We start from the raw sequence: 13023 nt of genomic DNA, 5'->3' as shown, positions 1-13023 counted from the left end.
CAGCCTACGGCGCGGCCACTCGGGCTGGTGCGCGCAGCACGATCTGCGTGATTTCGGAAGGGCGGCCCAGGCGGATCGGAAAGCCCGGCCACAGCCCGGTGCCATTACTGACATATAACTGCATGCCGTTCACCTGATATAGGCCGGACACATAGCCCTCGTTGGCCAGTTGCGTCAGCAGGTGCGGTCCCAGGATCTGGCCACCATGCGTATGGCCGGACAGTTGCAGTCCGGCCCCGGCCTGGGCGTTCAGCGCCGCGCCTGGGGGGCGATGGCTCAGCAAAATGACCGGGTCGGTCTTGGGCACGCCCTGCAATGCCCGCGCCACGTCCGGCACGGGCTGGTCGTAGGCGGCCGCCATCTTGTCGGTAACGCCCGCCAGCACCAGGCGCTGCCCATTGGGCGTCAGCGTGACGTGGTCATTGAGCAGCAGGCGCAGGCCCAGCTTTTCGAAGGCGGGCAGCCAGCGCTGGTACTCGGCGTAGTACTCGTGGTTGCCGGGGATGGCGTACACGCCTTGTGGCGCGCGCAGGGCTTGCAGCGGCAGCACATCGGCCGCGCGCGCATCGGTCGTGCCGTCGACCAGATCCCCCGTGATGACGATCAGGTCCGGGTACAGCGCATTGGTTTTCTTGACCACCGCGTCCATCCACGGCGCTTCCAGAAGGCGGCTGGCGTGCAGGTCGGTCAGTTGCACCAGGCGAAAGCCGTCCAGTTCGGGCGGCAGCTTGGGCAGGGCGATTTCCAGCGTTTTGACATCAGGCACGCGTACGGCCTGCCACACGCCAATGACTGACAGCAGCGCAGCCGCCACCGCCGCACCCTGCGCCCAACCGTGCGCAGCCAGCAGCCCGCGACCCCGCTTGCGCGAGAACACGTAGACCACCACGCCCACCACGTCGCGCAGCAATAGCAGCATGGCCAGCAGCAGCAGGGCGCCAAAGGCCCAGCCCAGCGCCATCAGCAAGGTGGCGGGCACCTCGGGCGAGGCCATCGAGCCAAAGAAATTGCGCGTCACCAGATGGTGCTCGGCCACACCCAGCAGCAACAGGGACAACACCCCCTTGGCCGGGCGGGATAGCGACAGGGGCAGGACGAAACGCCAGATGACGTAAAGACTGATCAGTCCGGTAAAGACATGGAACACGAAGGGATTCCTACGGAAAGCGACTGGAATAAGGGCCGAAGCCAGCGACATTATGCCGATGCGCCGGGTGCCGTGTTGGGTATGCCCACGGCGCGTAGGGACAAATTTGCGTCGTGGATTTATGTGGCATCCCCCGTGGACATCACCCGTTGCCATCTCCCGTCGTAAATTCACAACAGCAAACGTATATGCGAATCAGTCGCATTACACTCCTTTCCCACAACGCAACCCGAAGTGGGAAAGGAAAGCAGCATGCAAGATCAAAGGCCGCTGGGCGGCAGCCCCCGTATTCACTCTTCCGATCGTCCTGCGTGGCGGCTGCGCCGCACGCCGGCGCTGGTGTTGATGGCGCTGGCGTCCAGCGGCGCGGCGGCCCAGGCGCAGGACGGCGCCGTGGCCACCTTGCCCAGCGTGCAGGTGGTGGGCGACGGCGACCCCACCACCACGGAAGGGACGGGATCCTACACGCCCCGCGCCACGGCGGCCGGCACGGGCATGGCCTTGACGCTGCGCGAGACGCCGCAGTCGGTCACCGTGGTGACACGTCAGCGCATGGAAGACGAAGACATGCGGTCGCTGGCCGACGTCATGGCCAATACACCCGGTATCGCGGTGCAGAACTACGACAGCGAGCGCTATTCGTTCAGCTCGCGCGGGTTCGCCATCAGCAATTACCTGTACGACGGCGTGCCCACGGGCTTTGATAGCGGCTATGCGGCGGGCGAGTCGTCAATGGACACCATCATCTATGACCGCGTGGAAGTCGTGCGCGGCGCCACCGGCCTGCTGACCGGCGCGGGCAATCCGTCGGCGTCCATCAACCTGGTGCGCAAGCACGCCATCAGCCGCGAATTCAAGGCCGACATCAGCGTCAGCGCGGGCTCGTGGGACACCTATCGCGGCACGCTGGACCTGTCCACGCCGCTGAACAAGGACGGCAGCGTGCGCGGTCGCATCGTGTCCGCCTACCAGGACAACCACTCTTACCTGGACGACTACAAAAGCCAGAAGAAAGTGTTCTACGGCGTGGTCGACGCGGACATTACGTCGCGCACCACCTTCAGCGCCGGCTTCAATTACCAGGACAACAGCCCCAAGGGCAGCAGCTGGGGCGGCTTTCCGCTGTGGTACGCCGACGGCGGGCGCACCGACTGGAAGCGGTCGCTGAACACCGGTGCCGACTGGAGCTCCTGGGCCAGCACCACGACGGGCGGCTTCGCCAGCCTGGAGCATCGCTTTGACAATGATTGGCGGGTGCAGGCGGTGGCCTCGCATTCCAAGCACGAAATGGATGGCAAGCTGCTCTATCTGTACGGCTGGCCGGACCGCCAGACCGGCCTGGGCGTGAATGGGTCGCCCTCGTGGTACCTGGGCGACCGCAAGCAGAACAGCCTGGACGTCAAGGCCACCGGCCCGTTCACCGCCTTTGGCCGCCGCCACGAAGCCGTGGTGGGCGCCAGCTTCACCCGCCAGTACGCCGACTTTGATTACCGCGCGGGCTTGAACGCCGCGCCGGTGGGCAACTTCTTTGACTGGGACGGCTCGTACCCGGAACCCGACTGGAGCGACACGGCGGTGACCGCCAGCCGCTACACCACCAAGCAGACAGGCTGGTACGGCGCGCTGCGTCTGAACCTGGCCGACCCGCTCAAGCTGATCGTCGGCGGCCGTTACAGCACCTGGAAAACGGATTCCGTGGGCTTTGGTGGTGGTGACCACACCGCGTTCGACAAGAACGCGTTCACGCCGTACGCCGGGCTGCTGTACGACATCAACGACAACTACACCGCCTACGTCAGCTACACGGGCATCTTCAACCCGCAAAGCTACCAGGACCGCAACGGCGGCTGGCTGGACCCGCTGGAAGGCAAATCCTACGAGGCCGGCGTCAAGGGCGAATTCCTGGAAGGCCGCTTGAACGCCAGCGCGGCGGTGTTCCAGGTGGAACAGGACAACGTGGCGCAGACCGACCCGGGTTACCTGGTGCCGGGTTCGATCAACCAGGCTTATCGGGCCGCACAAGGAACGCGCAGCCGGGGCTTTGACCTGGAAGTGTCCGGAGAAGTGACGCCGGGTTGGAACCTGGCGGCGGGCTGGTCGCACTGGACCGCGCGTGATGGCGACGGGGCGGCCATCCAGACCGACCAGCCGCGCACGCTGGTGCGCGTCTTCACAACCTATCAGCTGCCGGGCGACTGGAACCGGCTGACGGTGGGCGGCGGCGTGAACTGGCAAAGCGGCGTCTACACCATCGCCAGCGGCCCAAATGGCGACGAACGCGTGGGGCAGGGTAGCTACGCCATCACCAACCTGATGGCCCGCTACCGCTTCAATCGCAACCTGTCGGCGCAGCTGAACGTGAACAACCTGTTCGACCGCAAGTACTACAGCCAGGTCGGCTTCTACAGCCAGGGCGCCTGGGGCGCCGGCCGCAGCGCGATGGTGACGATGCGATACCAGTACTGAGCGCGACCGGTACTTGGCGGGAGCAGTACTTAGCGCGAGCAGCAGTAAACGGCAGCAGAAGTAAACGGCAGCAGCAGTAAACGGCAGCCGTACCAAGCGTGACCGGGTCGGGCGCAGCGCGGCGGCTCCGTGGGGAGTCGCCTCCGCACTTGCCTCCCCACTTGCCGCCGCACTCACCCCCGCGCTTGCCTTCCCGCTACGCCGTCCTTCCCGCTACTCCGTCGCCAACAGCGCCACCGGCCCGTCTCGCAACAGTTGGTCCAGCGCAAGTTCGCCGGCCCCGTTCACGCTGGGACGGCGGCCGGAAAGCACGTCGCGCAAGGCGTCCATGTCCGCGTCCACGTCTGCCGGCAGCGCCACGCGCGTGCCCTCCCAGAAGGCCGCTGCCTGCGCCGGTTTGCCCTGGGCGTAGCCGGCCAGCGCCATGGCGCACAGCCTGGGCGCCACCACCAGCACACAGCGCCCGTCATGGCGGCGCAGGTACGCAACGACGTTCGCAGCGCGCGGGCCGTGCGCCGCAAGCGGCGTGTAGTCGCCCAGGCGGAAAACGTCGGGGTGACGCGCCCGCAGCCCCAGCGCGCGCTGGATCAGTGACTGCTTGATGGCGCCACTGCGCCATGCCTGCGCGTCGGTGGCGATGGGCGTGTCAACGTGCCCTGCCAGGACGTCCGGGCGCGCGTCTTCCTGCAAGGGCGCGGTGGCATCCGTTGCATCGCCTTCCAAGGTGCCGGACGGATTCGATTCGGCAAGCAGCGCCGCCCGCTCCGCGTAGTCCACCGGGCTGCGGTTGTCGGGGTCGACCAGGCTGAAGTCCCACAGGTCCGCGCCCTGGTAAAGATCGGGCACGCCGGGCACCGTGTTGCGCAGCACCGTCTGGGTCAGGCTGTTCACAAGGCCCGCTGGCGCAATTTTCAGCGCCCAGGTGCCGATGTCTCGCAGCAGGGCCTGCCCGTCGCCGGGCTGTTGCAAGGCCTCGATGCATCGTCGGGCGGCGCCCTCGTAGTCGGCGTTCGGGTCCGTCCAACTGGTGTGCAGCTTGGCTTCGCGCAGGGCTTTTTCCTGCCACTGCGCGATGCGGCCAAGAAAGTCCGCAACGGCCTGGGGCTGTTCGCTTAGCCGGTCGGGTGACAACGACAGCGGCCACGCGCCCACCAGGCTTTGCAAAAGCAGGTAGCGGTCGGCGGGGGTGGGCGGCCCGGGCGGCGCCAGCCGGGCAATCCAGCCGTCCGCGGTGCGGCGCCACTCGTCGGGGATTTCAGACAGCACGGCCAGCCGGGCGCGCGTGTCTTCGCCGCGCTTGTGGTCGTGCGTGGCGGTGGCCAGCATGGCATGCGGGTGCGTGCGCGCACGCGCGGCGCACAGTGCATGGAACTCTTCAAGCGGCAGCGTGAAGCGGGTTGGGCTGGAGCCCACTTCGTTGCGGGACAACAGCGGGCCGCGTCGGTAGAACAGCGTATCTTCCAAGGCTTTGGCGGCCAGGGGCGGCGTCAGCTGCTGGAACCGGCGCAAGGCCAGCGTGCGCGCCTCGGCCTGCTGGGAATCGGGGGCGTCCGCCGAGTCGGCGCCGGGGATTGCAGCCGCAGCCGCAGCCGGTGCGGGCGTGGCAGACGTTGAGGGCGTTGCGGACGTTGCAGACCGTGCAGACGTTGCGGGCGTTGCGGACTCGGACGGCGGCGTGCCCCCGCCCAGCCAGTGGTCCAACTGGTCCAGCAAGCGCAGGTCGGCCGACGCGTCGCCCAGCGCCGCGCGCGCCTGGTCCAGCGCGATGCGGCACCAGTGCGTATCGGCGGGGCTGCGGCCGCCGTCCTCTGCATAGGTGCGGTACACCGGGAATGCCGCCAGCAGCGCCGTCAGCACTCGGTCGATGGCGGGCTGGGTCCAATCGCGCGTTCGCGCATCCATGTGCGCGATGCGCGCCAGCGCCGTCACCAGCGCGTGCCTTTCGCTGGGGAAGTGGCGTGCCAGCATGCGGTGACGGGCGTCGCGCAGTTGGGCCGGGGCATCGCGCGCGTCGCGGCTCAGGCTGGCCCAGAACTGTTCCAGCGGCGCCTGTGCCTGGGGGGCATGCAGCAGCGCGCCCACCTGGTCCATGAAGTCGTAGCCCGTGGTGCCGTGGGTGGGCCAATGCGGTTCCAGCGCTTCGTCGTCCGCCAGGATCTTCTCAATGACCAGATAGCCTTCGCCGGGCAGGCCGGCCTGGCTGCGGGCATCGTCCGCCTCGCGCATGGCGCGGCGCAAGCGGCGCAGATAGGCACCGGGGCTGGCCAGGCCATCGATATGGTCGATGCGCAGGCCGTCCAGCACGCCTTCGCGGTACAAGCGCAAGACCAGCGCATGCACGGCGTGGAACACGTCCTCGTCTTCCACGCGCACGCCCACCAGTTCGCTGATTTCAAAGAAGCGGCGCCAGTTGATGAGGTCGGGCGCGGTGCGCCACCAGGCCAGGCGGTAGTGTTGGCGTTCCAGCAAGGCGTGCAGGCGCGCCTGGCCGGCCGCGCTGCCGGGGTCGCAGGCGGCGCACAAGGTGGCCGGGTCCCCGGTGGCCGAGCCGGGCGTTAGCGGCAACTGCTGGCCGCCGGCTTCGATATAGCTGGTGCCCGACTGCGCATCGTGCACCAGCCGGATGCCACCCGCTGCCAGGGTTTCGCTGTACGGGTCGGGCAGCACGGGCAGCAGCACCTTGCCGCGCAGCAGGGGGTCGGGCGCGTCCCAGTTGATGTCGAAGGTGCCGGCTTGCGCGCTTTGCCGGCCCAGCCGCAATACGTCGGCCCACCAGGCGTTGGACGCATGCGCGGCCATGTGATTGGGCACGATGTCGGCAATCAGGCCCATGCCGTGGGCGCGTGCCGCGTCTGCCAGCTTGCGCAGCGCGCTTTCGCCGCCCAGATCGTCACTGGCGCGCTGGTGGTCGATAACGTCATAACCGTGCGTGGAGCCCGCCTTGGCCTGGGTGATGGGCGACAGGTATAGGTGGCTGACCCCCAACGCGGCGTAGTAGGGAAGCTGCCGGCGTGCGTCGTCCAGCGTGAAGTCGGCATGCAATTGCAGGCGCGCCGTGGCGCGGGGAATGCTGGGGGCGATGGGCGGGGCGACGGGCTTCATGAGCGGCCCCGCATGGCGCGCACGGGACGCAGGCGCGCCTGGCTGGCGGGCGCGGTCAGGCAGTCGTCCACCGACAACGGCGCCCGTTGGCGCCAGTTGGGGTGTTCGTCGATGGTGCCGGGCAGGTTGGGCTGATCCAGCTGACCCGTCAGGTCTTCCAGCGTGACCAGCATCAGCGGGCAGGGCGTGGCGGCCACAAAGCCCAGCAGTTCGGCGCTGGGCGTCTGGCGGGGCAAGGGCCGGGTCGAGGCCGTGGGCGAGGACGCCTGCACCGAACGCCACAGCGTGGCGCGTTCTTCCAGGCGGCCGGATCGTTGGGCGGCTTCTTCCTGGCCGGGGCCCAGCAGGTTCAAGCGGGAGCGCCACAGAATATCCTGGGCGTGCCACCAGCCTTCCAAAGTCGGCAAATCGTGAGTCGTGGTCATGGCAACAGCGTGTTTGGGCCATTCCGAAGGGGGCAGGAAGGCCGGGGGGGCGGATGGGGCGTCGGGTGTGTCGGACGGGTCGGCAGCGACGGACGGGTCGGATGTCTCGGACGTGTCGGACGTGCCGGGCGTGTCGGGCGCGTCGGATGTGTCGGAACTGTCGGAGCTGTCGGAACTTTCGGAGCTGTCGGAACTGTCGGAACCGTCGGGCGTGGCAGGGGCGCGCATGAACCACAGTACGTCCATGCCCAGCACGCCGTGTTCTTCAAGCAGCGCGTCAAAGCCTTCCGGCACCGTGCCCAGGTTTTCACCCACGATCAGCGCGCGATGCAGCCACGCTTCCAGGGCAGTCAGGCGCAGCAATTCGCGCAGCGGATAGCGCACATAGCCGCCGTCTTGGGGACCGGCGCCATCAGGGATCAGCCACATCCGGGCCATGCCCAGGATGTGGTCGATACGCAGGCCGCCCGCGTGGGCCAGGCAGGCTCGCAGCATGGCCAGAAACGCCGAATAGCCCGACTTCTGCAAGGCCGCGGGCGACAGCGCGGTCAGCCCCCAGCCCTGGCCCAGCGGGTTGTAGATATCCGGCGGCGCGCCCACGCTGGCGCGCTTGACCAAGTCGGCCTGGCGGCTCCATGCGTGGCTGCCCAGCGGGCTTGCGCCCACCGCCAGGTCCGCCACGATGCCCACGCGCATGCCCGCATCGCGGCCGGCACGCTGCGCCTGCTTCAGGCTGGCCGAGGCCAGCCACTGGGCGAACGCATGCGCGTCCACCTCTTGGGCATGCTGCGCGGCGAACTGCTGCGCGGCGGATGAGCGCGGGTCGCGCAGATCGGCCGGCCATTGCGTCCACGGCACGGGCGTGCCCGCCTCCAGGCTGTGCGCCGCGTGCAGCGCTTCAAACAGCGCGTGGTCACGCAGGTCTTGCCCGCCCGCGTTGCGGAAGGCGTCGTAGGCGCGGCGCTGTTCATCGCCGGCGGCCGTGGTGAAACGTTCATGCAGACGCCGCAGCAGCTGGTGCCGGAACCCGGCGGCCGCGGGCCAATCGATCAACGGCTGGGCATCCAGCGAGCGCAAGCGCGTGTGGGTCATCCCTGCCAGGGCATCGCGCACGGCGTCGACGCCCAGGACGGCGGCGGGATCGGCGTACAAGGTGTTCAAGAACAGCCGGCTGGACGGCGAATACGGGCTGCACTGCGCCGCGTCGGCGGCAAACATGGCGTGCACGGGGCTGATCGCCAGCGCGTCCGCGCCCGCATTGCCGGCTGCCTGGGCCAGGTCGCGCAGCGCGCCAAAGTCGCCAAAGCCGTGCGTGGCCTGCGTGGGATCGGGGTGGGGCCGGCGCAGGCTGTAGACCTGCACGGCCAGGCCCCAGGCGCGCGCGTCCCGCTCTTGCAGCAGCTCGTCCACGGAAGGCGCGCGGGCGGGCGCAACGGCAAGCGTCGTCACGCCGCCGGCCGTGTGCAGCGTGTAGTAGCCCGGCGTGGACGGGGCGCGCAACATTGGCGCGGTGCCGCCCGCCTGCGTGGGTCGGCCGGTACGTTGGTCTGTGCGCAGATCTCTGCCTTGGCCTGTGCGTTGACCTGTGCGTTGGCCTGCACCTTGGCCTCCGCCTTGGCCGGTAGGCTGGTCCTCGGGCCGGTCAATGTTCTGGTCCGTCGTTTGGCCGGTGATGGCAGGCCCGGCCGGCGGTTCGATGCGATAAGCGCCGGCGCAGTTGCGTGGCAGAAACACGGCTTCACCGGTGACGGCGACCAGCATCGCGGGCAGGTGCGACTGCGATTGCATGTCGGCCAGCCTTTGTCGGCTGTCGCGAATATCCGCCTCGGACCCGGCGGGCAGGTCCATCGCGGCGAGCAGGGCGCGCAGCGTGTCGGGTGAGACGCGTTGCGGGCGCTTGTCCGCGTCCGTCCAGTGTTCCGCGATACCGGCGTCGGCCGCCAACTCCGATAGCCCGGCGGGGGCGTCGGCGCTCATGCGGGTTCCTCCAGCAGCCATACCGTGCTTTCCGAGCACAGGTTGCCCTGGCACAACGCGTCGAACGCACCGGCGCGCGACTCAAACAGCAGCGCCGAAAACAAGGGCGCGGCCGACGCTTGTTGACGCGGCAGGGCCTCCGGCACGGGGCCCAGGTTGACGTACGCGGACAGCAGCGCGCCGTCCGCCAGACGCCACCTGGCATGCACGCTGTGTTCACCGACGGCACGCGCGAACACGGTCTTGGCGCCGTCCAGCCGCGGGGCGATGACGCGCTGGCGCATGTCCAGCAGCGCGCGGTAAAGGTCGCGCCACTGCTGCGCGTCGGGGCTGGCCTCGGGCGTCCAGGGGTTGCTCTGGTCCCAGGTGGTTTCGGCGTTGGGGTCGGGTACGGCCTCGCTGTTTGCGCCCGAAAACTCGGGGAAGGCGGCGAATTCGCGCTGACGACCCTCGCGTACCGCCGTGGCCAAGGCCGGGTCGGTATGGCTGGTGAAGTACAGGAAAGGCGCGCGGCTGCCGGCTTCTTCGCCCATGAACACCAACGGAATCTGCGGGGCCAGCAGTTGCAGCACGACCCCGGCGCGCAGCCGTTCCGTGGTCTCGGCCAGCAGGGTCAGCCGTTCGCCGCGCGCGCGGTTGCCGGTCTGATCATGATTTTGCAGGAACAGCACAAACGACGTGGGCGACAGGTGCGCGCTGGGCTCGCCACGGGCGGCGCCCTGGCGGTAGGGCGACGGCTGGCCTTGGTAGACCCAGCCTTCGCCCAGGCAGCGCGCCAGGGCCTGGGCAGGGCGGTCTGCGTAGTCGGCGTAATAGCCGCGCGATTCCCCCGTCAACAGGTGGTGCAGCACGTGATGCGCGTCGTCGTTCCATTGGGCGTCGTAGCCATCGGTCAGCAGGCTGGCGCGGTTGTCGTCGTTTTCCAGTACCAGATGGATGTCGCGCTGCGCCGGAATCTGCCCGCGCACAAATTGCGCCAGCTCTACCAGCCATTCCGGGTCAGGGATGGCGTGCACCGCATCCAGGCGCAGGCCGTCAAAGCGGTATTCCGTGAGCCAGTACAACGCGTTCTCTTCGAAGTAGCGGCGCACGGGGGGCTGGCGAAAATCGATGGCCGACCCCCACGGGGTAGCCACGTCATCCCGAAAGAACGGGGCCGCGTACTGCGACAGGTAGTTGCCGTCCGGGCCGAAGTGGTTATAGACCACGTCCAGCATCACGCACAGGCCCAGCCCGTGCGCCGTGTCGATCAGGTTTTTCAAATCATCGGGCGTGCCGTAGGCCGTGTCCGGCGCATAGGGCAGCACGCCGTCATAGCCCCAGTTGCGCGGTCCGGGAAAGTCGGCAATCGGCATCAGCTCAATCACCGTAAAGCCCATGTCGGCCAGCTCGGGCAGCTTTTGCGTCAGGCCCGCAAAGCCGCCCGCCAGGCCGGCGTGCGCTTCGTAGATGACCGCTTCGCGCCACGGCCGGCCCATCCATGAGGGGTGCCGCCACGGATAGCTGTCCGCGCCCACCACCACGCTGGCGTCGTGCACGTCGCCGTCTTGCTGGCGCGACGCCGGGTCGGGCGCCAGCAGGCCTGCGCCCAGGCGGTATTGATAACGCGTACCCGCCGTGCAATCGACGTCAACCTGCACAAAGCCATCGGCCTCGGGATGCAGGGGGATGGGATCACGGCCGGGAATAACCAGCGCAAGGTCGGGCGGAGCGGAGGGAGCCCACAGGCGAAAACGCGTGCGGCCATCGGGCAGCGGCAGCGCGCCGTGGGTATACGGTTCGGGCAACACGGTCATGATCCATTTCCGGAGATGCAGGTAGCAGACAGCAGGACAAGGCTGTGCGCCTGTACGGTGATTTCGTTTTCGGTGACGGGCGCGGCGGGCACTTGCGTGGCCGAGTCCAGCTCTCGCAGCCAGGCTTGGCCGGGCTCGGGCAGGGCGAAGGTGGCGGGTTCGGCGCCCGGGTTCATCAGCAGCAAAGTGATGTCCGCGCTGCCGTCCTCGCGCAGCGCCGCGCGCCGCAGCGCCATCGTGCGTTGTTGCGGGTCATCCCACGCGCCCTGGTCGATGGGGCCGCCGTGCGTGTCGAACCAGCCGATCGCGCTGACGCCGGGGCACACCTCCTGCGCCGCGTCGCCAAAGCGGGCGGCGCGCAGGCTGGGGTGGTCGCGCCGCAGCGCCACCGCACGGGCGACAAACGTGCTCAGTGCGCGGCCTTCGTCGCTTTGCGCCTGCGTCCAGTCCAGCCACGACACGGGGCCGTCCTGGCAATAGGCGTTGTTGTTGCCGTCCTGGCTGTTGCCGAATTCGTCGCCCGCCAACATCATCGGCGTGCCGTCCGACATGAACAGGGTTGCCAGCAGCGCCCGCTGCACGCGGCCGCGCGTTTCCAGGATGGCGGCGTCGTCGGTCGGGCCTTCGACGCCCCAGTTGTGGCTGTAGTTTTCCGAATGACCGTCGTTGCCGCCTTCGCCGTTGGCTTCGTTGTGGCTGCCGTCGTAGCTGACCACATCCTGCGTGGTGAAGCCGTCGTGCGACGCGATGAAGTTGACGCTGGCCCAGGGGCGGCGGTGGCGGCGGTCGAAAACATCGCGCGACCCGCACAGCCGGGCCGCCATGTCGCCGCGCATGCCTTCGTCGCCGCGCCAGTAGCGGCGCACCGTGTCGCGGTAGCGGTCGTTCCATTCCGCCATGCCGGGCGGGTGGCTACCCAGTTGGTAGCCGTCCGGGCCAATGTCCCAGGGTTCCGAAATCAGTTTCACGCCGGCCAGCACCGGGTCCTGCAACAAGGCGTCGAAAAAGCCGGAGCCCGGGTCAAAGCCCGTGCCCTCGCGGCCCAGCGTCACGCCCAGGTCGAAGCGAAAGCCGTCCACGCCATACGACTGCGTCCAGTAGCGCAGTGAATCCGTCACCATCTGAAGCACGCGCGGGTGCGACAGGTTGACGGTGTTGCCGCAACCGGTGTCGTTGATGTAGTAGCGTTCTTCGCCCGGCATCAAGCGGTAGTAGCTGGCGTTGTCCAGGCCGCGCCACGACAGGGTGGGGCCCAGTTCGCTGCCTTCGCAGGTGTGGTTGTAGACCACGTCCAGTATCACTTCCAGCCCGGCGGCGTGCAGGCGGCGCACGGCCTGGCGCAGGTCGTTCGGGCCGCGTTGCAGATAGGTCGGTTCTGGCGCGAAGAACGACAGCGTGTTGTAGCCCCAGTAGTTGCGCAGCCCGCGTTCCAACAGGAAGCGGTCTTGCAGGAAGGCGTGCACGGGCAGTAGTTCGACGGCGGTGACGCCCAGGCGATGCAGATGTTCGATAAAGCGTGGGTCCGCCAGCGCGGCGCAGGTGCCGCGCAGCGGCGGGCGCAGGTCTTCGCGCTGCATCGACACGCCGCGCAGGTGCACTTCGTAGATCGTGGTGTCCGTCCACGGCGTGTCGGGCGCCTTGCTGTTGCCCCAGTTAAAGGGCACGTCTTCGGTCACCACCGCCTTGGCCATGGCCGGCGCGCTGTCGCGGCGGTCCATCGACAAATCGCCGCGTGCATGGTTCAGGCGGTACCCGAACAGCGCATCGCTCCAGCTGACCGGGCCGGTCAGCTGGCGGGCGTAGGGGTCCAGCAGCAGCTTGTGCGGGTTGAACCGGTGGCCGTTGCGCGGGTCGTAAGGCCCATGGGCGCGATAGCCGTAGATCAAACCGGGCTGGGCATCGGGCAGGTAGCCGTGCCAGATTTCGTCGGTACATTCCGGCAGGTCGAAGCGTCGTAGTTCTTTGCGGCCGCGCGCATCGAACACGCACAGTTCGATCCGGGTGGCGTTCGCCGAGAACACGGCGAAATTCACGCCCAAGCCGTCACTGACGGCGCCCAGCGGATACGGCTTGCCGGAGGTAAGGCGGGTGAACTGAGTGGGGTCCATGG

6 protein-coding genes are annotated in these 13023 nt (G+C 68.3%); 1 reads left to right on the top strand and 5 read right to left on the bottom strand.

The window, feature by feature from the left end; genetic code table 11:
* Positions 1–4: 4 nt before the first annotated feature.
* Positions 5–1147, bottom strand: coding sequence for a metallophosphoesterase (locus KYT87_RS14570; RefSeq protein WP_219992544.1), 1143 nt, complete (start codon positions 1145–1147; stop codon positions 5–7).
* A 252-nt stretch (positions 1148–1399) separates the two neighbouring features.
* Here KYT87_RS14570 and fhuE point away from each other — a divergent pair, with 252 nt between their 5' ends.
* Positions 1400–3613, top strand: coding sequence for a ferric-rhodotorulic acid/ferric-coprogen receptor FhuE (gene fhuE, locus KYT87_RS14565; protein ID WP_219992543.1), 2214 nt, complete (start codon positions 1400–1402; stop codon positions 3611–3613).
* A 213-nt stretch (positions 3614–3826) separates the two neighbouring features.
* On the opposite strand, the gene treY is transcribed toward fhuE, so the two are convergent.
* From treY to glgX, 4 genes are read right to left on the bottom strand one after another with little or no spacing between them, the layout of a single operon-like run.
* Positions 3827–6715 carry a malto-oligosyltrehalose synthase gene (treY, locus tag KYT87_RS14560; protein ID WP_219992542.1) on the bottom strand — a complete coding sequence of 963 codons (2889 nt, stop codon included), beginning with the start codon at positions 6713–6715 and terminating at the stop codon, positions 3827–3829.
* Entirely contained in the window at positions 6712–9117 is a 2406-nt protein-coding gene (gene malQ / locus KYT87_RS14555; protein ID WP_255594126.1) for a 4-alpha-glucanotransferase, read from the bottom strand. The genes treY and malQ overlap by 4 nt, the downstream gene beginning before the upstream one ends.
* The gene (gene treZ / locus KYT87_RS14550; RefSeq protein ID WP_219992541.1) at positions 9114–10913 is read right to left on the bottom strand and encodes a malto-oligosyltrehalose trehalohydrolase; all 1800 of its coding nucleotides are present in this window, start codon (positions 10911–10913) and stop codon (positions 9114–9116) included. The genes malQ and treZ overlap by 4 nt, the downstream gene beginning before the upstream one ends.
* Entirely contained in the window at positions 10910–13021 is a 2112-nt protein-coding gene (gene glgX, locus KYT87_RS14545) for a glycogen debranching protein GlgX (RefSeq protein ID WP_046805725.1), read from the bottom strand. Before glgX ends, treZ begins: the two co-directional genes overlap by 4 nt.
* Between the last annotated feature and the right edge of the window lie 2 nt (positions 13022–13023).

The organism is Achromobacter sp. ES-001 (assembly GCF_019448355.1).
GTDB classification, from domain to species: Bacteria; Pseudomonadota; Gammaproteobacteria; order Burkholderiales; family Burkholderiaceae_B; genus Achromobacter; species Achromobacter spanius_B.
The sequence above is the reverse complement of the archived record's forward strand: the minus strand, read 5'-3'. Positions and strand labels throughout refer to the sequence as shown.

Bases quoted from the DNA above. Each gene is read 5' to 3' on its own strand.
- glgX (WP_046805725.1), bottom strand. From the start codon at position 13,021: ATGGACCCCACTCAGTTCACCCGCCTTACCTCCGGCAAGCCGTATCCG.
- malQ (WP_255594126.1), bottom strand. From the start codon at position 9,117: ATGAGCGCCGACGCCCCCGCCGGGCTATCGGAGTTGGCGGCCGACGCC.
- treZ (WP_219992541.1), bottom strand. From the start codon at position 10,913: ATGACCGTGTTGCCCGAACCGTATACCCACGGCGCGCTGCCGCTGCCC.
- fhuE (WP_219992543.1), top strand. From the start codon at position 1,400: ATGCAAGATCAAAGGCCGCTGGGCGGCAGCCCCCGTATTCACTCTTCC.
- treY (WP_219992542.1), bottom strand. From the start codon at position 6,715: ATGAAGCCCGTCGCCCCGCCCATCGCCCCCAGCATTCCCCGCGCCACG.